This is a genomic window from Cronobacter muytjensii ATCC 51329, assembly GCF_001277195.1.
Taxonomy (GTDB): domain Bacteria; phylum Pseudomonadota; class Gammaproteobacteria; order Enterobacterales; family Enterobacteriaceae; genus Cronobacter; species Cronobacter muytjensii.
This window is the reverse complement of record NZ_CP012268.1, coordinates 88,532-109,244: the sequence shown is the minus strand read 5'-3', so window position 1 is coordinate 109,244 and position 20,713 is coordinate 88,532. Positions and strand designations below refer to the sequence as shown.

Annotated in this window: 19 protein-coding genes, 1 tRNA gene, 3 rRNA genes and 1 pseudogene; 7 read left to right on the top strand and 17 right to left on the bottom strand. The window is 53.6% G+C overall.

From position 1 onward, the window contains the following. Window positions 1–19: 19 nt before the first annotated feature. Window positions 20–1,618: a malate synthase A gene (aceB, locus tag AFK63_RS00630; RefSeq protein ID WP_038867263.1), complete on the bottom strand. Its 1,599-nt coding sequence runs from the start codon at window positions 1,616–1,618 to the stop codon at window positions 20–22. Between the two features lie 272 nt (window positions 1,619–1,890). After that, window positions 1,891–2,820, bottom strand: a complete 930-nt coding sequence (gene metA, locus AFK63_RS00625; RefSeq protein ID WP_038867261.1) for a homoserine O-acetyltransferase MetA — start codon at window positions 2,818–2,820, stop codon at window positions 1,891–1,893. Between the two features lie 206 nt (window positions 2,821–3,026). Here metA and AFK63_RS19960 point away from each other — a divergent pair. After that, window positions 3,027–3,182 (top strand): annotated as a pseudogene (locus AFK63_RS19960) (amino acid ABC transporter ATP-binding protein); the annotation flags it as partial. Between the two features lie 193 nt (window positions 3,183–3,375). Here AFK63_RS19960 and rrf read toward each other — a convergent pair. The 4 genes from rrf to AFK63_RS00605 form a co-directional block, all read right to left on the bottom strand. Beyond that, window positions 3,376–3,491, bottom strand: a 5S ribosomal RNA gene (rrf, locus tag AFK63_RS00620). Window positions 3,492–3,584: 93 nt separating this feature from the next. Then, a 23S ribosomal RNA gene (locus tag AFK63_RS00615) occupies window positions 3,585–6,488 on the bottom strand. A 202-nt stretch (window positions 6,489–6,690) separates the two neighbouring features. Continuing rightward, window positions 6,691–6,765: transfer RNA gene (locus tag AFK63_RS00610), tRNA-Glu, on the bottom strand. 86 nt (window positions 6,766–6,851) lie between these two features. Beyond that, window positions 6,852–8,394 (bottom strand): 16S ribosomal RNA (locus tag AFK63_RS00605). The 16S, 23S and 5S rRNA genes sit together here with 1 tRNA gene alongside, the layout of an rRNA operon. Window positions 8,395–8,871: 477 nt before the next feature. On the opposite strand from AFK63_RS00605, the gene AFK63_RS00595 reads away from it, so the two are divergent. Continuing rightward, window positions 8,872–9,426 carry a gamma carbonic anhydrase family protein gene (locus AFK63_RS00595; RefSeq protein ID WP_038867252.1) on the top strand — a complete coding sequence of 185 codons (555 nt, stop codon included), beginning with the start codon at window positions 8,872–8,874 and terminating at the stop codon, window positions 9,424–9,426. Here AFK63_RS00595 and AFK63_RS00590 read toward each other — a convergent pair. The 6 genes from AFK63_RS00590 to dprA are packed head-to-tail and all read right to left on the bottom strand — an operon-like array spanning window position 9,402 to window position 13,178. Next, the gene (locus tag AFK63_RS00590; protein ID WP_038867250.1) at window positions 9,402–9,659 is read right to left on the bottom strand and encodes a DUF1488 family protein; all 258 of its coding nucleotides are present in this window, start codon (window positions 9,657–9,659) and stop codon (window positions 9,402–9,404) included. The two genes, AFK63_RS00595 and AFK63_RS00590, sit on opposite strands and share 25 nt — an antisense overlap. Then, window positions 9,656–10,474: a shikimate dehydrogenase gene (gene aroE, locus AFK63_RS00585; protein WP_038867241.1), complete on the bottom strand. Its 819-nt coding sequence runs from the start codon at window positions 10,472–10,474 to the stop codon at window positions 9,656–9,658. Before aroE ends, AFK63_RS00590 begins: the two co-directional genes overlap by 4 nt. 3 nt (window positions 10,475–10,477) lie before the next feature. Then, window positions 10,478–11,050, bottom strand: a complete 573-nt coding sequence (gene tsaC / locus AFK63_RS00580) for an L-threonylcarbamoyladenylate synthase type 1 TsaC (protein ID WP_038867239.1) — start codon at window positions 11,048–11,050, stop codon at window positions 10,478–10,480. Beyond that, window positions 11,040–11,597, bottom strand: coding sequence for a DNA topoisomerase family protein (locus AFK63_RS19955; RefSeq protein WP_071603778.1), 558 nt, complete (start codon window positions 11,595–11,597; stop codon window positions 11,040–11,042). The genes tsaC and AFK63_RS19955 overlap by 11 nt, the downstream gene beginning before the upstream one ends. A gap of 23 nt (window positions 11,598–11,620) precedes the next feature. Next, window positions 11,621–12,094, bottom strand: a complete 474-nt coding sequence (smg, locus tag AFK63_RS00570) for a DUF494 family protein Smg (RefSeq protein ID WP_038867234.1) — start codon at window positions 12,092–12,094, stop codon at window positions 11,621–11,623. After that, the gene (dprA, locus tag AFK63_RS00565; protein ID WP_038867232.1) at window positions 12,066–13,178 is read right to left on the bottom strand and encodes a DNA-protecting protein DprA; all 1,113 of its coding nucleotides are present in this window, start codon (window positions 13,176–13,178) and stop codon (window positions 12,066–12,068) included. Before dprA ends, smg begins: the two co-directional genes overlap by 29 nt. Before the next feature lie 129 nt (window positions 13,179–13,307). Between dprA and def the strand changes: the two genes are divergently transcribed. The 5 genes from def (at window position 13,308) to mscL (ending at window position 18,122) form a co-directional block, all read left to right on the top strand. Then, window positions 13,308–13,823: a peptide deformylase gene (gene def, locus AFK63_RS00560; protein ID WP_038867230.1), complete on the top strand. Its 516-nt coding sequence runs from the start codon at window positions 13,308–13,310 to the stop codon at window positions 13,821–13,823. Window positions 13,824–13,841: 18 nt separating this feature from the next. Next, on the top strand, window positions 13,842–14,789 hold the full coding sequence (gene fmt / locus AFK63_RS00555) for a methionyl-tRNA formyltransferase (protein ID WP_038867228.1): 948 nt from the start codon (window positions 13,842–13,844) through the stop codon (window positions 14,787–14,789). 68 nt (window positions 14,790–14,857) lie between these two features. Continuing rightward, window positions 14,858–16,147, top strand: coding sequence for a 16S rRNA (cytosine(967)-C(5))-methyltransferase RsmB (rsmB, locus tag AFK63_RS00550; protein WP_038867226.1), 1,290 nt, complete (start codon window positions 14,858–14,860; stop codon window positions 16,145–16,147). A 40-nt stretch (window positions 16,148–16,187) separates the two neighbouring features. Then, the gene (gene trkA / locus AFK63_RS00545; RefSeq protein ID WP_038867224.1) at window positions 16,188–17,564 is read left to right on the top strand and encodes a Trk system potassium transporter TrkA; all 1,377 of its coding nucleotides are present in this window, start codon (window positions 16,188–16,190) and stop codon (window positions 17,562–17,564) included. A gap of 153 nt (window positions 17,565–17,717) precedes the next feature. After that, window positions 17,718–18,122, top strand: coding sequence for a large-conductance mechanosensitive channel protein MscL (gene mscL / locus AFK63_RS00540; RefSeq protein ID WP_038867220.1), 405 nt, complete (start codon window positions 17,718–17,720; stop codon window positions 18,120–18,122). On the opposite strand, the gene AFK63_RS00535 is transcribed toward mscL, so the two are convergent. The 5 genes from AFK63_RS00535 to AFK63_RS00515 all read right to left on the bottom strand — a co-directional run bounded on the left by AFK63_RS00535 (window position 18,076) and on the right by AFK63_RS00515 (window position 20,709). Then, window positions 18,076–18,336 carry an alternative ribosome-rescue factor A gene (locus tag AFK63_RS00535; protein ID WP_038867218.1) on the bottom strand — a complete coding sequence of 87 codons (261 nt, stop codon included), beginning with the start codon at window positions 18,334–18,336 and terminating at the stop codon, window positions 18,076–18,078. The genes mscL and AFK63_RS00535 overlap by 47 nt on opposite strands. Window positions 18,337–18,388: 52 nt before the next feature. Further along, window positions 18,389–18,814: a Zn(2+)-responsive transcriptional regulator gene (gene zntR / locus AFK63_RS00530; RefSeq protein ID WP_038867217.1), complete on the bottom strand. Its 426-nt coding sequence runs from the start codon at window positions 18,812–18,814 to the stop codon at window positions 18,389–18,391. 2 nt (window positions 18,815–18,816) lie between these two features. Next, on the bottom strand, window positions 18,817–19,182 hold the full coding sequence (locus AFK63_RS00525) for a DnaJ family domain-containing protein (protein ID WP_038867215.1): 366 nt from the start codon (window positions 19,180–19,182) through the stop codon (window positions 18,817–18,819). A gap of 110 nt (window positions 19,183–19,292) precedes the next feature. Further along, window positions 19,293–19,679 (bottom strand): 50S ribosomal protein L17, encoded by a 387-nt coding sequence (gene rplQ / locus AFK63_RS00520; RefSeq protein WP_004388624.1) that lies wholly within the window; start codon window positions 19,677–19,679, stop codon window positions 19,293–19,295. A gap of 40 nt (window positions 19,680–19,719) precedes the next feature. After that, entirely contained in the window at window positions 19,720–20,709 is a 990-nt protein-coding gene (locus AFK63_RS00515) for a DNA-directed RNA polymerase subunit alpha (protein WP_004388623.1), read from the bottom strand. Between the last annotated feature and the right edge of the window lie 4 nt (window positions 20,710–20,713).

Below are 20,713 nucleotides of genomic sequence, written 5' to 3'. Positions count from 1 at the left end.
ATTTTGTTGTGGTGTAGGATCAGGCCAGCAGGCGATAGCCGGGCAGCGTCAGGAAGTCGATCAGTTCATCAGAGGTGGTGATTTGCTCCATCAGTCGAGCGGCCTCGTCAAAGCGGCCATGGCTGTAGCGCTGCTCGCCAAGCTCCTCCTGAATCACGCGCATCTCTTCAGCAAGCATCTGGCGGAACAGGTCTTTGGTCACCTGTTTGCCGTTGCTGAGCGTTTTCTGATGATGGATCCACTGCCAGATGGAGGTGCGCGAGATCTCCGCCGTCGCGGCATCTTCCATCAGGCCATAAATCGGCACGCAGCCGTTGCCGGAGATCCAGGCTTCAATGTATTGCACCGCCACGCGGATATTGGCGCGCATGCCCTCTTCAGTGCGCTCGCCGGGGCACGGCTCAAGGAGTTGTTCTGCGGTAATGGGCGCATCATCGTCGCGCAGCACATGGAGCTGGTTTTTATACTCGCCGAGCGCGCGGTCGAACACGGCCATCACCGTATCGCCGAGGCCCGGATGGGCAATCCAGGTGCCGTCATGACCGTTAGCGGCTTCAAGCTCTTTATCGGCTTTCACTTTGTTGAGCACCCAGGTGTTGCGCTCGCTCTCTTTACTGGGAATGAATGCCGCCATGCCGCCCATCGCGAAGGCGCCGCGGCGATGGCAGGTTTTAATCAGCAGACGGGAGTAGGCGTTCAGGAAAGGTTTATCCATCGTCACGGATTGTCTGTCCGGCAGGACGCGATCCGGATGGTTTTTAAGGGTTTTGATGTAGCTAAAGATGTAATCCCAGCGGCCACAGTTTAACCCGACGATATGATCACGCAGCGCGTGCAGGATTTCATCCATCTGGAAAACGGCGGGCAGCGTCTCGATAAGCAAGGTGGCTTTAATGGTGCCGCGTGGCAGGCTGAACCTGTCTTCCGCATAGCTGAACACGTCGCTCCACCAGGCGGCTTCGCGCCAGGACTGGGTTTTCGGCAGGTAGAAGTAAGGGCCGCTGCCCTTGGCCAGCAGATTTTTATGGTTATGGAAGAAGTAGAGCGCGAAATCAAACAGGCTGCCGGGAATGGGCTCGGCGCGCCAGGTAACATGTTTTTCGGGCAGATGCAGGCCGCGCACACGGCAAACCAGAACGGCCGGGTCGGGCTTGAGCTGATAAATTTTACCCGCTTCGTTGGTCCAGGTGATGGTGCCTTTTATCGCATCGCGCAGGTTTATCTGCCCCTCGATCACTTTGCTCCATGCGGGGGCCAGTGAATCCTCGAAATCTGCCATAAAAACTTTGACGTTCGCGTTGAGCGCGTTGATCACCATTTTGCGATCGACCGGGCCTGTTATCTCGACGCGCCTGTCGAGGAGATCGTCAGGAATACCGCGGATTTTCCATTCCCCATTTCTTATGGAAGCCGTTTCCGAAAGAAAGTCTGGCAGCTTCCCGCTGTCGATATCATGCTGCACCTGCTGGCGCGCCGCGAGCAGGCTGTTACGCTGCGGCGTAAAACGGGCCACCAGTTCAGTAAGAAACTCGACGGCTTCGGGCGTCAGGATCTGTCGTTCCTGTTCGCCAAATGGCTGACTAAAAGCCAGTTCTGCGGTAATGACCTGTTGATTCATAGCAGCGCTCCTCGGTTTTGATCCAAAAGATTCCTCATTGCTGCCGTACGCGATCTCTTACGTTCAGATTTCGTACAGTACCATTAAGACTACTCAATATAATTTCAAAATCAAAAACAATTTCCATTTTTATCATTTAATAGATGCAACCTTTTGAATTTGAATAAAATAAAGGGAAAGCGGAGAGTGAATTGATTTTCAAAAACAAAAAAGGCACCCGAGGGTGCCTTCTGAAGCGTGCTGAAACGCTTAAGGATCTTGTGCGTGGAATTTTATTCGAGCGTAGGGTTCATATGGCGCAGATCGTATGGAGTGATCTGGTACACGTAATAGTTGAGCCAGTTGGTGAAAAGCAGGTTGCCATGGCTCCGCCAGGTAGCGCGCGGCGTCCTGGTGGGATCGTCATTCGGGAAGTAGTTGTAGGGGACGCGTGGCGCAAGACCTGCTTCAACATCGCGAAAATATTCGCCTGCGAGCGTCAAAGCGTCATATTCCGGATGGCCGGTGACAAACGCGATACGCTTATCCTTACTGGCAAACAGGTAAGCATCGCCCTCTTCTGATTCGGCAAGAATATCAAGGTCGGTATAATCGCGGATCAACGCTGCCGGGAAATCGGCATAGCGTGAATGCGGCGCCAGGAAAGAGTCGTCAAAACCTTTAGTCAGCAACGCGTGTGGCTGCGTGATGTGATGCTCATAGACCCCGGAGATTTTCTCTTGTCGCGTCTGTTTAGGAATGCCATACAGGATATTCAGTGCAGCCTGCACAGCCCAACAGACAAAAAGCGTCGAGGTGACGTGCTCTTTCGCCCACTCAAGCACCTGCTTGATTTGCGGCCAGTAAGCGACATCATTGAACTCCACCAGGCCCAGCGGGGCGCCAGTAACGATTAAGCCGTCATAGTTCTCATTACAGATATCGTCGAAGTTGCAGTAGAAGTTATTGAGATGCTCCGCAGGCGTATTGCGCGATTCACGGCTGTCGATACGCAGCAAGCGGATATCGACCTGCAAAGGTGAGTTAGACAGGAGCCGCAGGAACTGATTTTCCGTTTCGATTTTCTTGGGCATCAGATTCAGGATCAGCACCTTAAGCGGACGGATCTCCTGAACGCTGGCGCGTGATGTTGTCATCACGAAGACATTTTCCTGACGCAGAAAGTTTACGGCTGGTAACTCATCAGGCACCCGAATCGGCATAACCTTTTCCTCACAACACACGTTTATACGTTTAGACATCCAGACAGCCAACAATAACCAGGAATAGCGTGAATGTCGAGCGTACCAGCATAAGGTGAAAATGTTTCACGGGAAGGGTGAATGCGGGGATCTTCAGTCAGGAAAGTGGGCTGGTATGGGGGACAGAGGATGGCGGGATGTGTCATAAAAGGTTACCGGAGAGATGCGGCATGGTCCGGCTGTGCGTGACGCACGAAATGGGGTTTGCGCGAACGGTTGCCGGCCGGGTTAGCTTTATGGATCGCGGCGAGAGTGTGGAAGCGGCGCCGCCACAGGAGTACTTTTTCAGCCCGCGTTCAGAACGTGCCCGCGCGTTTCTCTCTGGTTATTCACTGATAAGAACTCTTTTACCGATAAACCCCGCCTGCCTGAGCGCTTTTCCAGGCTCAGCACAGTACGAAAAGCAGGGCGCGGCAGCATGAAAGAAAGCGCCGGCGAGGGAAGTGATGCGGAGTGCTGGCGGGAGAAAACAAAAAAGCCCCATGCTTTCGCATGAGGCTTTTCTGTTTGTTTGATGCCTGGCAGTTCCCTACTCTCGCATGGGGAGGCCCCACACTACCATCGGCGCTACGGCGTTTCACTTCTGAGTTCGGCATGGGGTCAGGTGGGACCACCGCGCTACAGCCGCCAGGCAAATTCTGTCCGTTCACCGCATACCGCCATGAACGTTTATCCGTCACAAGCTGAATATCATCTCTCAACACGCCAGACTTCTTTGGCGTTGTAAGGTTAAGCCTCACGGTTCATTAGTACCGGTTAGCTCAACGCATCGCTGCGCTTACACACCCGGCCTATCAACGTCGTCGTCTTCAACGTTCCTTCAGGAGACTTAAAGTCTCAGGGAGAACTCATCTCGGGGCAAGTTTCGTGCTTAGATGCTTTCAGCACTTATCTCTTCCGCATTTAGCTACCGGGCAGTGCCATTGGCATGACAACCCGAACACCAGTGATGCGTCCACTCCGGTCCTCTCGTACTGGGAGCAGCCCCCCTCAATTCTCCAGCGCCCACGGCAGATAGGGACCGAACTGTCTCACGACGTTCTAAACCCAGCTCGCGTACCACTTTAAATGGCGAACAGCCATACCCTTGGGACCTACTTCAGCCCCAGGATGTGATGAGCCGACATCGAGGTGCCAAACACCGCCGTCGATATGAACTCTTGGGCGGTATCAGCCTGTTATCCCCGGAGTACCTTTTATCCGTTGAGCGATGGCCCTTCCATACAGAACCACCGGATCACTATGACCTGCTTTCGCACCTGCTCGAGCCGTCACTCTCGCAGTCAAGCCAGCTTATGCCATTGCACTAACCTCCTGATGTCCGACCAGGATTAGCTGACCTTCGTGCTCCTCCGTTACACTTTGGGAGGAGACCGCCCCAGTCAAACTACCCACCAGACACTGTCCCCACGCCAGATTATGGCGCCAGGTTAGAACATCAAACATTAAAGGGTGGTATTTCAAGGTTGGCTCCACGCAGACTGGCGTCCACGCTTCAAAGCCTCCCACCTATCCTACACATCAAGGCTCAATGTTCAGTGTCAAGCTGTAGTAAAGGTTCACGGGGTCTTTCCGTCTTGCCGCGGGTACACTGCATCTTCACAGCGAGTTCAATTTCACTGAGTCTCGGGTGGAGACAGCCTGGCCATCATTACGCCATTCGTGCAGGTCGGAACTTACCCGACAAGGAATTTCGCTACCTTAGGACCGTTATAGTTACGGCCGCCGTTTACCGGGGCTTCGATCAGGAGCTTCTCTTGCGATAACCCCATCAATTAACCTTCCGGCACCGGGCAGGCGTCACACCGTATACGTCCACTTTCGTGTTTGCACAGTGCTGTGTTTTTAATAAACAGTTGCAGCCAGCTGGTATCTTCGACTGACTTCAGCTCCACCCGCAGGGGCTTCACCTACATGTCAGCGTGCCTTCTCCCGAAGTTACGGCACCATTTTGCCTAGTTCCTTCACCCGAGTTCTCTCAAGCGCCTTGGTATTCTCTACCTGACCACCTGTGTCGGTTTGGGGTACGATTTCGTGTTACCTGATGCTTAGAGGCTTTTCCTGGAAGCAGGGCATTTATTGCTTCAGCACCGTAGTGCCTCGTCATCACGCCTCAGTGTTAAAGACAACCGGATTTGCCTGGTCATCACACCTACACGCTTAAACCGGGACAACCGTCGCCCGGCCAACATAGCCTTCTCCGTCCCCCCTTCGCAGTAACACCAAGTACAGGAATATTAACCTGTTTCCCATCGACTACGCCTTTCGGCCTCGCCTTAGGGGTCGACTCACCCTGCCCCGATTAACGTTGGACAGGAACCCTTGGTCTTCCGGCGAGCGGGCTTTTCACCCGCTTTATCGTTACTTATGTCAGCATTCGCACTTCTGATACCTCCAGCATGCCTCACAGCACACCTTCGCAGGCTTACAGAACGCTCCCCTACCCAACAACACATAGTGTCGCTGCCGCAGCTTCGGTGCATGGTTTAGCCCCGTTACATCTTCCGCGCAGGCCGACTCGACCAGTGAGCTATTACGCTTTCTTTAAATGATGGCTGCTTCTAAGCCAACATCCTGGCTGTCTGGGCCTTCCCACATCGTTTCCCACTTAACCATGACTTTGGGACCTTAGCTGGCGGTCTGGGTTGTTTCCCTCTTCACGACGGACGTTAGCACCCGCCGTGTGTCTCCCGTGATAACATTCTTCGGTATTCGCAGTTTGCATCGGGTTGGTAAGCCGGGATGGCCCCCTAGCCGAAACAGTGCTCTACCCCCGAAGATGAGTTCACGAGGCGCTACCTAAATAGCTTTCGGGGAGAACCAGCTATCTCCCGGTTTGATTGGCCTTTCACCCCCAGCCACAGGTCATCCGCTAATTTTTCAACATTAGTCGGTTCGGTCCTCCAGTTAGTGTTACCCAACCTTCAACCTGCCCATGGCTAGATCACCGGGTTTCGGGTCTATACCCTGCAACTTAACGCCCAATTAAGACTCGGTTTCCCTTCGGCTCCCCTATACGGTTAACCTTGCTACAGAATATAAGTCGCTGACCCATTATACAAAAGGTACGCAGTCACCCTCTTACGAAGGCTCCCACTGCTTGTACGTACACGGTTTCAGGTTCTGTTTCACTCCCCTCGCCGGGGTTCTTTTCGCCTTTCCCTCACGGTACTGGTTCACTATCGGTCAGTCAGGAGTATTTAGCCTTGGAGGATGGTCCCCCCATCTTCAGACAGGATATCACGTGTCCCGCCCTACTCATCGAGCTCACAGCCTGTGTGCCTTCGTGTACGGGGCTGTCACCCTGTATCGCCGGCCTTTCCAGACCGTTCCACTGACACACAAGCTGATTCAGGCTCTGGGCTGTTCCCCGTTCGCTCGCCGCTACTGGGGGAATCTCGGTTGATTTCTTTTCCTCGGGGTACTTAGATGTTTCAGTTCCCCCGGTTCGCCTCACAGCACTATGTATTCATGCTGAGATAGTGTGACGAATCACACTGGGTTTCCCCATTCGGACATCGCCGGTTATAACGGTTCATATCACCTTACCGGCGCTTTTCGCAGATTAGCACGTCCTTCATCGCCTCTGACTGCCAGGGCATCCACCGTGTACGCTTGTTCGCTTAACCTCACAACCCGAAGAAGTCTTCGTGCTGCGAGTTTGAGAGACTCTGACACACCGCGCATTCCCTGTTTACGGAAGAATGCAGCAGCATGTCTGTTTCAATTTTCAGCTTGTTCCGGATTGTTAAAGAGCAAATATCTCAAACGTGACTTAACAGTCAGTTTTGAGATATCGGTTGGTTGTGTCTTTCACCCACACCCAGCAAGTGGCGTCCCCTAGGGGATTCGAACCCCTGTTGCCGCCGTGAAAGGGCGGAGTCCTAACCGCTAGACGAAGGGGACACAGCGTGTCACGACTTCGCAGCCGTCTTGCTTCTTTACTTTCTATCAGACAATCTGTGTGAGCACGCGAGGTTGTATCTTGCAGGTAAGGAGGTGATCCAACCGCAGGTTCCCCTACGGTTACCTTGTTACGACTTCACCCCAGTCATGAATCACAAAGTGGTAAGCGCCCTCCCGAAGGTTAAGCTACCTACTTCTTTTGCAACCCACTCCCATGGTGTGACGGGCGGTGTGTACAAGGCCCGGGAACGTATTCACCGTGGCATTCTGATCCACGATTACTAGCGATTCCGACTTCATGGAGTCGAGTTGCAGACTCCAATCCGGACTACGACGCACTTTATGAGGTCCGCTTGCTCTCGCGAGGTCGCTTCTCTTTGTATGCGCCATTGTAGCACGTGTGTAGCCCTGGTCGTAAGGGCCATGATGACTTGACGTCATCCCCACCTTCCTCCGGTTTATCACCGGCAGTCTCCTTTGAGTTCCCACCATGATGTGCTGGCAACAAAGGATAAGGGTTGCGCTCGTTGCGGGACTTAACCCAACATTTCACAACACGAGCTGACGACAGCCATGCAGCACCTGTCTCAGAGTTCCCGAAGGCACTCCCGCATCTCTGCAGGATTCTCTGGATGTCAAGACCAGGTAAGGTTCTTCGCGTTGCATCGAATTAAACCACATGCTCCACCGCTTGTGCGGGCCCCCGTCAATTCATTTGAGTTTTAACCTTGCGGCCGTACTCCCCAGGCGGTCGACTTAACGCGTTAGCTCCGGAAGCCACGCCTCAAGGGCACAACCTCCAAGTCGACATCGTTTACGGCGTGGACTACCAGGGTATCTAATCCTGTTTGCTCCCCACGCTTTCGCACCTGAGCGTCAGTCTTCGTCCAGGGGGCCGCCTTCGCCACCGGTATTCCTCCAGATCTCTACGCATTTCACCGCTACACCTGGAATTCTACCCCCCTCTACGAGACTCAAGCCTGCCAGTTTCGGATGCAGTTCCCAGGTTGAGCCCGGGGATTTCACATCCGACTTGACAGACCGCCTGCGTGCGCTTTACGCCCAGTAATTCCGATTAACGCTTGCACCCTCCGTATTACCGCGGCTGCTGGCACGGAGTTAGCCGGTGCTTCTTCTGCGAGTAACGTCAATGGCCAAGGTTATTAACCTTAACCCCTTCCTCCTCGCTGAAAGTACTTTACAACCCGAAGGCCTTCTTCATACACGCGGCATGGCTGCATCAGGCTTGCGCCCATTGTGCAATATTCCCCACTGCTGCCTCCCGTAGGAGTCTGGACCGTGTCTCAGTTCCAGTGTGGCTGGTCATCCTCTCAGACCAGCTAGGGATCGTCGCCTAGGTGAGCCGTTACCCCACCTACTAGCTAATCCCATCTGGGCACATCTGATGGCATGAGGCCCGAAGGTCCCCCACTTTGGTCTTGCGACGTTATGCGGTATTAGCTACCGTTTCCAGTAGTTATCCCCCTCCATCAGGCAGTTTCCCAGACATTACTCACCCGTCCGCCACTCGTCAGCAAAGCAGCAAGCTGCTTCCTGTTACCGTTCGACTTGCATGTGTTAGGCCTGCCGCCAGCGTTCAATCTGAGCCATGATCAAACTCTTCAATTAAAAGTTTGATGCTCAAAGAATTAAACTGTTAGTTCGTAATGAATTAACTGTTGTTCACTTGAGACTTGATATTCATTTATCGTCCGAAGACGTTAAGATATCAGTGCCCCGAGTGCCCACACAGATTGTCTGATAAATTGTTAAAGAGCGGTGCGACGCGGCCTTCAGCCTGCTGTCGCGAGGTGGCGTATATTACGCTTTCCTCTTTCAGAGTCAACCCTTAATTTCAGGATTTTTCTCTCATCGCTTCGGCTATTTCGTGAAGTGCTTCACATTGCCGTCTCGATGGAGGCGCATTATAGGGATCTCAGTTTTCAGCACAACCCTTTTTTCGATCTTTTCTTTCAACTGCCGTTTTTTCACGCGCATTGCTGCGATCCCGCTCGATCTGCTCAACGAATACACGCATTTGCCCTTGCGCAGCGCCTTAAATCCAACCAAAGTCTTCATATCGATTGATACGAAACCGAGGCGATCATGTCTTCTGTATTGCGTTCTTATAAAAATACGTTCCCCCAAACCGGCCAGCGCGTAATGCTGGATAGCTCAAGCGTAGTGATTGGCGATGTGAGAATGGCTGATGATGTTGGCGTCTGGCCTCTGGTGGTTATCCGTGGCGATGTTAATTATGTCTCGATTGGCGCGCGCACCAATATTCAGGATGGCAGCATACTGCACGTCACGCATAAGTCTTCTTATAACCCTGAAGGTAATCCGCTGCGCATTGGCGAAGATGTTACCGTTGGGCATAAAGTTATGCTGCACGGCTGCACGATCGGTAATCGCGTGCTGGTTGGTATGGGATCGATCGTCCTCGACGGCGCCATTATAGAAGACGACGTGATGATAGGCGCCGGCAGCCTGGTGCCACAGAATAAACGACTGGAAAGCGGCTACCTGTATCTCGGCAGCCCGGTAAAACAGATTCGTCCTTTAAAAGACTCGGAGCGGGAAGGACTGCGCTATTCCGCCAATAATTATGTGAAGTGGAAAGATGAGTATCTGGCTCAGGAGAGCCAGACCCAACCCTGATCATCCTCTTGCTGGGCAGCGATAAGCTGCTCAGCTTCCTCTTCCAGATCCCATCGGTGCTGGCGGAACGCGGCTAACCACCCCTGCGGCGTATCAGCGGAGAAGCGGGCCGCCAGGGCAGTTTTATTGATAGCGCATGTTAACACCAGCCCATTCGCCAGCGCCGGAAAGCAAACGGCTTGCTGTTCCTCATCCCAGTATTCACGATCCGGGAACTGAATCGCCTGATTCATTGCGCCAGCTCCTCTTTAAGCTTTTCAATGACAGGCGCCACTTCCGGCAGTACGCCATGCCAGAGCAGAACCGCATGGGCCGCCTGTCCCACCAGCATACCTAATCCATCCGCCAGCTGGGTGGCGCCCTGCGTTGTGCACCAGGACAGGAACGGAGTCAGCCCTTTCTGGTAGAACATGTCGTAGCACGCCGTTTTCTCATTCACCAGCGAAGCCGGGAGCGGCGGGATCTCACCGCTAACACCACTTGAGGTGGCATTGATAATAAGATCGAATGCATGACCGTCCAGATCCTGGAGCGCAACGGCGCTGACACTACCGGTATGGCTGAACAGGTCCGCCAGCACCTGCGCACGCGCAAAAGTGCGGTTGGTTATTGTCACTGCGCAATCTAATGAAAGCAGCGGCAACAATACGCCTCTGGCTGCGCCCCCCGCCCCTACAAGAAGGATACGGTAACGCGGTTTGATCATACCGAGACGCTCAAGATCGCTCAGCAAGCCGATACCATCGGTATTATCGCCCAGTAAGCGTCCGTCTTCGAGCCGCTTCAGCGTGTTGACCGCCCCAGCCAGGGCCGCCCTTTCGGTCAATTCATCCGCACGGGCAAAAGCCGGTTCCTTGAACGGCATCGTAATATTGGCGCCTTTTCCCCCGGCACTGAAGAAGCCTTCCAGCGTCTCCAGGAACGAATCAAGCGGCGCCAGTACGCGTCCGTAGGGATGCTCAATCCTGAGCTGTGCTGCAAATTGCTGATGTATAAACGGCGATTTGCTGTGTGCGACAGGATTACCAAAAACGGCGTAAGTTTCCATGCATTAACCTTGTCGGAAAAGTTCACCTGTGAGCGCATCACGGATCTCGGAAGGATTTTGTCGCCCCCCCGTTGCGCCATGCAATACAGGGAAATCGTCGCCGAACTGCGCCAGCACTTCCTGCGCCGTACGGCACGGCTCCAGTCCGGAGAGATTTGCACTGGTCGATACCAGAGGCTTACCGAAGGCTTCGCACAGCGCAATAACCTGTGGGTGATTGGTCACGCGCACCGCCAGCGAATCAAAACGGCCGGTCAGCCAGCGGGGTGTTGACGGTTTCGCCGGGAAGACGAACGTTACCGGCCCGGGCCAGCAGGCAAACACCGCTTCACGCTGTTCAGGCGTCAGAGCCTTGTCATCTATATAAGGCTCCAGTTGTTCGAAATTCGCCGCAATCAGGATGAGCCCTTTTTCCATGGGCCGCTGCTTAAGTTCAAGCAGACGTTTTACAGCGGTTTCGCTATCCGGATCGCACCCCACGCCGAAAACGGCTTCTGTCGGGTAAGCGATGACATTTTCATTTTTAAGGACGTCGACGATATGCAATGTCGCGTCCGCAGGCTGGTTATTCTTCACGATCTGATTCCGCCGTTACCGGCTTTCCACATTGTTTACTGGCACAAAAACGTTTTACGCCTTGTGCGGTTTTCTTTTCTATAAGGAGGGGATAATGACATTCCGGACACTCGCCGGCTACCGGTTTGAAATTAATAACAAACTGGCATTCCGGATAGCGATCGCAGGAATAAAAGGTTTTGCCAAAGCGTGAACGCCGCTGCACCAGATGACCGGTGCTGCACTGCGGGCAGGCAAGCGCGGTATCGTCGGGCTTGTCGATCTGCTCGGTATGCTCACATTCAGGGTAGCGGCTACAGCCGATGAACATGCCGAAGCGCCCCTGCCGGAGCACCAGGGTCGCATCGCATGTCGGACACTGCTGCCCTTCAAGTACTTTGACAATATGACCATCCGCCTGCCCTTTCAGCGGCCGGACGTAATCACATTCAGGATAATGCGAACATCCCAGGAAAGGACCATGTTTCCCGGAACGAATAAGAAGTTCAGCCCCGCATTTTGGGCAGGGCTCGTGTTTGGGCACTGAAAAGAGTGCTGACCTTGCCATAATTCACCACTGCGCTGAAAATATCAGTGCAGCATACCGTCATTCACTTCAAAGAGCAGTTCTTCCATTTGTTGATAGGCATTTTCACATCCGGGAATGTTGAAAAGCACCATCAGGATGACCCATTTCAAATCTTCTAAATCAAACTCAGCGGTATCCAGCGCCATGACGCGCTCAATGACCATTTCACGAGTTTCGAGATTCAGCACCTGAATTTGTTCCAGAAACAGCAGGAACCCCCGACAGCTGGCGTCCAGCCGCTGACACTCTTCTGCGGTAAAAATTCGCATTGAGAGTGGATCCGACGCCAGTTGCATCGGTGCGGAAAGCCCTTCCTGATAATCCGCCAGCTTCTCCAGCCATAACAGCGCGTTAAAAATATCTTCCTGATCAAAACCCGCATCCGTCAGGTCCCGCGTCAGCTTATCCTGGTCAACGCGCATCTCAGCTTCGTTATGGATATAGGTTTCAAACAAATACATTAGTACGTCGAACATGGCCTGCCCTCCTCACTCGGACATAGCCGCCGGGTACAGCTGCGATCCATCCTGCTAACTCCAGTTCGAGTAGCTGGGCTACCGTCAATGGCACAGGTTGGCCGGCACGTTCAGCGACGACGTCAACAGGTGTAACCTCATCTCCTACGTTAGCCAACAGCCCGGGAAATGGCAATGCACCTTCCTCTTGATCCGGTGAATAATTCGTCGCGTTAAGCCAGGGCAGCTCGTTTTGTAAATAATCGATAATGTCCTGAGGGTGTGTAACGGCTATCGCGCCTTGCTGAATCAGCCAGTGCGGCCCTTCGCAGCCAGGATTGCCGACAGGGCCGGGAAGCGCGAACACCTCCCGCCCTTGCTCAAGCGCACACCGGGCGGTGACGAGTGAGCCGCTGCGTAATGCCGCCTCCACCACCAGCACGCCAATGCTTAGCCCGCTGATGATGCGATTACGTCTGGGGAAATTGGCCGGCCGGGGCTGTGCCTCAAAGGGGAATTCGGAAATGACCGCGCCGCCCCGCGTAATAATCTCTTCTGCCAGTTTACGGTGCCGAGCGGGATAAATCTGCGCCAGACCGTTGCCCAGTACTGCGACCGTTGTCCCTTGCGCGCGTAGCGCACTACGATGCGCCACGGCATCGATACCCAGCGCAAGGCCGCTGGTTAGCGTCAGACCGCTTTCCGCCAGCGCGTAACAGAGCTTGCTCCCCCAATGTTCGCCATACCAGGAATGATGGCGGCTACCGACGACAGCCAGCTGCGGCCGGGCCAGTGCCGCAGGGTCGCCTGCCACAAGCAGCGCACCGGGAAACCATTCGATCGCGCGCAGAAAATCTGGGTACGCAGGAGAGAGCGCCGTCAGCAGATGATGGCCTGGAATATCAAGCCAGCGCAGGGCCGCATCAAGCTTCGCGGCGGGATAACTGAAAAATAGCGTTCGCTGCTTCGCATTTAATCCGGCCAGACGCAACGCGTCAGCGGGATCCTCCTGCATGTTTTGCAGACGCTGAAAAGCCCGAACCATTATTTCACCGCTCAGGCTGTAAACCGCCATCAGGCGTAACCAAATCTCCGTTGGTGACATTGCGCTACCCCTCGCCAGACGCCGTTCTCTCATCCCTGTGATTCGTCGCTGATGCTGTCAATCAAAAGGGGATTTGTCTAGAATAGAGGATAAGATCCTTTCAACTCTTGAATACAGCTCTGGAAACTTATGTCAGTTTTGCAGGTATTACATATTCCGGACGAGCGGCTTCGCATCGTCGCTGAACCGGTTAAAGAAGTTAATGCAGATATTCAGCGTATCGTTGATGATATGTTCGACACGATGTACGCCGAAGAAGGCATTGGGCTCGCGGCGACCCAGGTGGACATTCATCAGCGCATTATCGTGATTGATGTCTCCGAAAACCGCGATGAGCGTCTCGTGCTTATCAACCCGGAGTTACTGGAACAATCCGGCGAGACCGGTATTGAAGAAGGTTGCCTGTCGATTCCGGAACAGCGCGCTTTTGTGCCGCGCGCCGAGAAAGTAAAAATTCGCGCGCTCGACCGCAACGGTAACTCTTTCGAACTGGAAGCTGACGGCCTGCTGGCTATTTGTATCCAGCACGAAATGGATCACCTGGTCGGTAAACTCTTTATCGATTATCTGTCGCCGATGAAGCGTCAGCGTATTCGTCAGAAAGTTGAAAAACTGGATCGCATGAAGGCGAAAGCCGCAGGTTAAATAAAGACAGGGAATAACGTGTCCGAGTCACTTCGCATTATTTTCGCCGGTACGCCGGATTTCGCAGCGCGTCATCTTGAGGCGCTGTTGTCCTCTTCCCATGAGATTGTCGGCGTGTTTACTCAGCCAGACCGCCCGGCAGGCCGCGGTAAGAAGCTAATGGCTGGGCCTGTGAAGGTGCTGGCTGAGGAAAACGGTCTGCCGATTTTCCAGCCAAAGTCTCTGCGCCCTGTTGAAAATCAGGAGCTCGTGGCTGCGCTGAATGCGGATGTGATGGTGGTTGTCGCCTACGGACTCATTCTTCCGGAAGCGGTGCTTGCCATGCCGCGTCTTGGCTGCATTAACGTCCACGGTTCGCTGCTGCCGCGCTGGCGCGGTGCGGCGCCTATCCAGCGTTCGCTCTGGGCGGGCGATACGCAAACCGGCGTGACTATCATGCAGATGGACAAAGGGCTTGATACGGGTGATATGCTGCGTAAGCTCACCTGCCCGATTACGGCAGAAGATACCAGCGCCTCGCTGTATGACAAGCTCGCGCAAATGGGCCCGCAGGGATTGCTCGCCACTCTGAGCGATCTCGCATCCGGCGCCGTGGTTCCTGAGAAGCAGGATGATGCCAAAGCGACTTATGCGGAAAAGCTCAGTAAAGAAGAAGCACGCCTCGACTGGATGCTTTCCGCAGTTCAACTGGAACGCTGTATCCGTGCGTTTAATCCATGGCCCGTCAGCTATTTCATGATTGACGACCAGCCCGTTAAAGTCTGGAAAGCGTCAGTGTTGGATCAGCAGAGCAAAGCAGCGCCCGGCACCGTGCTTGAAGCTGGTAAACAGGGCATCCAGATTGCGACAGCCGATGGCATACTAAACCTTGAAGATCTCCAGCCTGCGGGCAAAAAGCCGATGTCAGCGCAGGATCTTTTAAACTCCCGCCGGGAGTGGTTTACGCCAGGCAATATTCTTGCCTGAGCGACGGCATTAACAGCCCGGTTTTCCGGGCCTTTTTATTTTAAACGCAGGTTAACCTGCCCGTGGCTATGAAAAAATCCATTAATCTGCGCAGCATGGCGGCGCAGGCTATCGAACAGGTAGTCGAAAAAGGCCAGTCACTTAGTACCGTTCTGCCGCCCCTTCAGCACAAAGTCTCCGATAAAGATAAAGCCCTGCTTCAGGAGCTTTGTTTCGGCGTGCTTCGCACGTTCTCGCAGCTGGAATGGCTTATCAATAAGCTGATGTCACGTCCGATGACCGGCAAGCAGCGCACCATTCACTACCTGATAATGGTGGGTTTCTACCAGCTGCTATATACGCGCATTCCTCCACACGCCGCGCTGGCGGAAACTGTCGAAGGCGCGGTGGCGATCAAGCGCATGCAGTTTAAGGGCCTCATTAATGGCGTTTTGCGCCAGTTCCAGCGCCAGCAGGAGGAGTTGCTGGCCGAATTCGCGGGGCAGGATGCACGCTATCTACACCCGCTGTGGATCTTAAAACGCCTGCAGACAGCTTATCCGCAGCAGTGGCAGGCAATAGCAGAAGCCAATAACGAGCGTCCGCCGATGTGGCTGCGCGTTAATCGTCAGCATCATTCCCGTGACGAGTGGCTCAGGCTGCTGGAAGAAAACGGGATGACGGGCCATACCCATCCGCGATATCCGGACGCCGTACGTCTTGAAGCCCCGGCGCCGGTTAGCGCTCTTCCTGGTTTCGAAGAGGGCTGGGTCACGGTTCAGGACGCCTCGGCGCAGGGGTGCGTCGAGCTTCTGGCACCGCAAAACGGCGAGACCATTCTTGATCTCTGCGCGGCTCCTGGCGGAAAAACTACGCATATCCTCGAAGCCGCGCCGCAGGCCAGAGTGATGGCGGTGGACGTTGACGCGCAGCGTATCACTCGAGTCAACGACAACCTGAAACGTCTTAATATGAAGGCAGAAGTTAAAGTGGGCGATGGCCGTTTCCCGACGCAATGGTGCGGCGATACGCAGTTCGATCGTATTCTGCTGGATGCCCCCTGCTCAGCAACCGGCGTAATTCGCCGCCATCCGGATATCAAATGGCTGCGCCGTGATTCCGATATCGCCGAGCTGGCGCAATTGCAGTCCGAAATTCTGGACGCCATCTGGCCGCATCTGAAGCCAGGCGGTACGCTGCTGTATGCTACCTGCTCGATTTTGCCGGAAGAAAACAGCGAGCAGATCCGCGCATTTCTTGCAAGAACGCGGGATGCACAGCTTGATGGCACCGGATCGCAACAAATGCCCGGCATTCAGAATCTGCCCAGCGCGACAGAAGGCGACGGCTTCTTTTACGCTAAGCTAATCAAAAAGTGATCGGGCCCGCGAGGCGGCCCCGGATGGGTGAAGCAAAACGATGAAGATAATCATTCTGGGCGCCGGCCAGGTCGGCGGTACGCTGGCGGAAAACCTGGTAGGCGAAAACAACGATATTACCGTTGTCGATACCAACAGCGATCGTCTGCGCATACTTCAGGATAAGTTTGATTTGCGCGTCGTGCAGGGGCACGGCTCCCATCCACGCGTTCTGCGCGAGGCGGGCGCTGACGACGCTGATATGCTGGTTGCGGTCACCAGCTCTGATGAGACGAACATGATCGCCTGTCAGGTCGCGTATTCCCTGTTTAATACGCCTAATCGTATCGCGCGTATTCGCGCGCCAGATTATGTGCGTGATGCCGAACGCTTGTTTACACCTGAAGCGGTGCCAATCGATCATCTGATCGCACCGGAACAACTGGTGATTGATAATATCTACCGGCTTATTGAATATCCAGGCGCCTTGCAGGTGGTGAATTTCGCCGAAGGTAAAGTCAGTCTCGCCGTTGTGAAAGCCTATTATGGCGGTCCACTGGTCGGTAACGCGCTCTCGACAATGCGCGAACATATGCCGCATATTGACACACGTGTGGCCGCTATTTTCCGTCACGACAGACCTATCAGGCCGCAGGGTTCCACTATTGTGGAAGCGGGTGATGAAGTGTTTTTTATCGCGGCGTCACAGCATATCCGCGCTGTCATGAGCGAACTTCAGCGGCTCGAAAAACCTTATAAACGCATTATGCTGGTAGGCGGTGGGAATATCGGCGCGGGCCTCGCGCGCCGGCTGGAAAAGGATTACAGCGTTAAGCTTATTGAGCGCGATCAACAGCGCGCCGCAGAGCTCGCGGAGAAACTGCAGCATACGATCGTATTTTATGGCGATGCATCGGATCAAGAGCTGCTTGCAGAAGAGCATATCGATCAGGTGGATCTTTTTATTGCTGTCACTAATGATGACGAAGCTAATATCATGTCCGCCATGCTGGCCAAACGCATGGGCGCAAAAAAAGTGATGGTGCTGATTCAGCGCCGTGCCTATGTGGATCTGGTGCAAGGCAGCGTGATCGATATCGCTATTTCGCCTCAGCAGGCGACGATTTCTGCGCTGCTTGGACATGTGCGTAAAGCGGATATCGTCAGCGTCTCGTCGCTGCGTCGCGGCGTGGCTGAAGCCATCGAAGCCGTAGCGCATGGCGATGAGACGACATCCCGCGTTGTCGGACGCGTGATTGATGATATCAAGCTGCCGCCTGGTACCATTATCGGTGCGGTAGTGCGCGGTAATGATGTCATGATCGCCAATGACAATTTACGTATTGAGCAGGGGGATCATGTGATTATGTTCCTGACCGACAAAAAATACGTTACCGATGTCGAGCGACTCTTCCAGCCAAGCCCCTTCTTTTTATAAAATTCAGGCGGCTGCGGCCGCCTTTTTTATTGTCGCTGAATATATCCGCATGATCTTCAAGGATTAAAAGTAATTTTCTCTTAAGCGGTAAAATGGAAAATCATATTTCCTTTGTTAGACTTAGTTAGGTTTTAAAATCCAGGGAGTAGAACAATGAGCTTTTTTAAAGAGTTTCGTGAATTCGCAATGCGCGGAAACGTGGTGGATTTGGCAGTGGGTGTCATAATTGGTGCCGCATTCGGCAAGATTGTTTCTTCACTCGTGGCCGACATTATTATGCCACCGCTGGGCTTGTTAATTGGGGGAATCGATTTTAAACAGTTTGCTTTGACACTGCGACCTGCTGTCGGAGATACGCCCGCCGTCATCATGCACTATGGTGTTTTCATTCAGAACGTGTTTGATTTTGTGATTGTCGCTTTCGCTATTTTTCTGGCCATTAAGGTCATTAATAAATTGCACCAGAAAAAGCCAAAGGAAGCGCCGGGTCCAAGCAAAGAACAGGTTTTACTTACTGAAATCCGCGATTTGCTGAAAGAGCAAAATCGTCGCACATAAAGGCCCGCAAAAGCAGAAGGCCAGTGGTAAAAAAGCGATTTGCTTGTTTGCCACTGGCCTCCCAGTTACTCCGCTTGCCATGTTTTCCTTTACGCTGGTAGCTGCCTTTCCCTTTGAGGTTTTTTTCAACACGCTGGCGAAACAGAGGATCATGCAGCAGGGCTTCTATCGCGTTATCCTGGATTTGCCCTTTGGTATGTTTATAGCGACTCATCATTGCTCCTGTAGTTTATTCGACGCAAGTGTAGGCCTGAGAAGGTGAAAGATCAATGCGACCCGGTCTCTCCATTCGCGCCCTGCTCAAGTGTCTCCAGGATCGAGCAATAAACGCTGCTGTGCGCCGTGCCGCAACAGGCGTCATTCAGCTTCTGCAAAGAAACGCGCATGTTCTGCAATTCCTGAATACGGCTGTCAACTTCATGCAGTCGCGCCTGAACAATACTTTTCGACTCCTGGCAGGTGTGATGCTCCGGATCAATGCGAATCGATAGCAGTTCTCTGATGGACTCAAGGGTAAACCCTAACTGACGCGCATGGCGAATGAAGCGCAGACGTCGCAAATCGTTGTCAGTATAGAGTCGGAAGCCGCCTTCAGTACGGATTTCATGCTCCATCATTTGCTGTTTCTCGTAATAACGCACCGTGTCCGGCGTTACGCCTGCAAGGCGCGCAAGCTCTCCAATACGATACATCGTTATTCCTCCAGTTTGCTGGCGAGGGCGCTGGCGTAGCTGCCGCGCAGAAAATCAGTACTAAGCCCTGCCTGCTTCAATTTAAGCTCTAGCAAAGCCAGTCTTTTACAAACGGTCTGGTAATCAGGATGGTGATGATTAATTTCACTAAGGAGATCATTAAGCAGTAACGCTTCTTTGCGCGCCTCAAGCTCGGGTGGAAGGAAGCCCGCATTTTTCAACAACCGATAGCCGACACGCAGTTCAGGCGCGAGGTGCGAATCGTCCTCAAGCACCAGCGGCTCGCCAGAACCAGGTAGGTTGTCGAATTCACCTTTTTGCTGGGCCTCAAGGATATGGCGTTCGGCCCACTGATCCATTAACCACATTGCAGACTCCTTAAAGGGAATGAGAGCAGAAGTGAAGAATAGGCGATTGAACCCCAGAACGACAGGTATAAAAAAACCCGCCGAGGCGGGTTTTTTCACTACACTGCAAATTACTCTGCAGCTGCTTCTGCTTGCGGCTCGGCGCGATCAACCAGCTCGATGTATGCCATCGGAGCGTTGTCACCAGCACGGAAGCCACACTTCAGAATGCGAGTGTAACCACCGGCACGGCTCGCGAAACGCGGGCCCAGCTCGTTAAACAGTTTTGCCACGATCTCGTTATCACGAGTACGGGCGAATGCCAGACGACGATTAGCTACGCTGTCGGTCTTGGCAAGAGTAATCAGCGGCTCAACTACGCGACGCAGCTCTTTCGCTTTCGGCAGGGTCGTCTTGATGATTTCATGACGAACCAGGGAGCCGGCCATGTTGCGGAACATTGCCTGGCGATGGCTGCTGTTGCGGTTCAGTTGACGACCACTCTTACGATGGCGCATGACCTTATCCTTCTCAGTAAAACCTTAACCTGTGATCCGGTTACTCATCTGCAATGCTTGCCGGCGGCCAGTTTTCCAGGCGCATGCCCAGAGACAGACCACGGGAAGCCAGCACATCTTTAATCTCAGTAAGAGATTTCTTACCGAGGTTCGGCGTTTTCAGCAACTCAACCTCGGTACGTTGTACCAGATCACCGATGTAGTGGATAGCTTCTGCCTTAAGGCAGTTAGCAGAGCGGACAGTCAATTCCAGATCGTCAACAGGGCGCAGCAGGATCGGATCGAACTCTGGTTTCTCTTCTTTCACTTCCGGCTGACGAACATCACGTAAGTCAACGAAAGCTTCAAGTTGTTCTGCCAGGATGGTCGCCGCACGACGAATCGCCTCTTCAGGATCGATTGTGCCGTTGGTTTCCATTTCGATGACCAGCTTGTCCAGGTCGGTACGCTGTTCTACACGCGCTGCTTCAACATTGTAGGCAATACGTTCTACAGGGCTGTAGCAAGCGTCGACCAGCAGACGGCCGATTGGGCGCTCATCTTCTTCCGAATGAATTCGGGCAGACGCCGGCACATAACCACGACCGCGCTGAACTTTGATGCGCATGCTAATAGATGCGTTCTCATCGGTCAGGTGGCAGATCACATGCTGCGGCTTGACGATTTCGACATCACCGTCATGGGTGATGTCGGCTGCGGTTACAGGGCCAATGCCAGATTTATTCAGAGTAAGTACAACTTCATCTTTACCCTGAACTCTCACCGCCAGCCCTTTCAGGTTGAGCAGGATCTCCAGGATATCTTCCTGAACGCCTTCTTTGGTGCTGTACTCGTGCAGTACACCATCAATCTCAACCTCGGTCACCGCGCAACCCGGCATCGATGAAAGCAGAATACGGCGCAGTGCGTTACCCAGAGTATGGCCAAAGCCACGCTCTAAAGGCTCAAGGGTCACCTTGGCGTGCGTCGAACTCACTTGCTCGATATCTACCAGGCGCGGTTTTAGAAACTCTGTCACAGAACCCTGCATTGTG

Excerpts from the sequence above, each read along its gene's own strand:
- aceB (WP_038867263.1), bottom strand. The coding sequence starts at position 1,618 with ATGAATCAACAGGTCATTACCGCAGAACTGGCTTTTAGTCAGCCATTT.
- metA (WP_038867261.1), bottom strand. The coding sequence starts at position 2,820 with ATGCCGATTCGGGTGCCTGATGAGTTACCAGCCGTAAACTTTCTGCGT.
- AFK63_RS00595 (WP_038867252.1), top strand. The coding sequence starts at position 8,872 with ATGTCTTCTGTATTGCGTTCTTATAAAAATACGTTCCCCCAAACCGGC.
- AFK63_RS00590 (WP_038867250.1), bottom strand. The coding sequence starts at position 9,659 with ATGAATCAGGCGATTCAGTTCCCGGATCGTGAATACTGGGATGAGGAA.
- aroE (WP_038867241.1), bottom strand. The coding sequence starts at position 10,474 with ATGGAAACTTACGCCGTTTTTGGTAATCCTGTCGCACACAGCAAATCG.
- AFK63_RS19955 (WP_071603778.1), bottom strand. The coding sequence starts at position 11,597 with ATGGCAAGGTCAGCACTCTTTTCAGTGCCCAAACACGAGCCCTGCCCA.
- smg (WP_038867234.1), bottom strand. The coding sequence starts at position 12,094 with ATGTTCGACGTACTAATGTATTTGTTTGAAACCTATATCCATAACGAA.
- dprA (WP_038867232.1), bottom strand. The coding sequence starts at position 13,178 with ATGTCACCAACGGAGATTTGGTTACGCCTGATGGCGGTTTACAGCCTG.
- def (WP_038867230.1), top strand. The coding sequence starts at position 13,308 with ATGTCAGTTTTGCAGGTATTACATATTCCGGACGAGCGGCTTCGCATC.
- rsmB (WP_038867226.1), top strand. The coding sequence starts at position 14,858 with ATGAAAAAATCCATTAATCTGCGCAGCATGGCGGCGCAGGCTATCGAA.
- trkA (WP_038867224.1), top strand. The coding sequence starts at position 16,188 with ATGAAGATAATCATTCTGGGCGCCGGCCAGGTCGGCGGTACGCTGGCG.
- mscL (WP_038867220.1), top strand. The coding sequence starts at position 17,718 with ATGAGCTTTTTTAAAGAGTTTCGTGAATTCGCAATGCGCGGAAACGTG.
- AFK63_RS00535 (WP_038867218.1), bottom strand. The coding sequence starts at position 18,336 with ATGAGTCGCTATAAACATACCAAAGGGCAAATCCAGGATAACGCGATA.
- zntR (WP_038867217.1), bottom strand. The coding sequence starts at position 18,814 with ATGTATCGTATTGGAGAGCTTGCGCGCCTTGCAGGCGTAACGCCGGAC.
- AFK63_RS00525 (WP_038867215.1), bottom strand. The coding sequence starts at position 19,182 with ATGTGGTTAATGGATCAGTGGGCCGAACGCCATATCCTTGAGGCCCAG.
- rplQ (WP_004388624.1), bottom strand. The coding sequence starts at position 19,679 with ATGCGCCATCGTAAGAGTGGTCGTCAACTGAACCGCAACAGCAGCCAT.
- AFK63_RS00515 (WP_004388623.1), bottom strand. The coding sequence starts at position 20,709 with ATGCAGGGTTCTGTGACAGAGTTTCTAAAACCGCGCCTGGTAGATATC.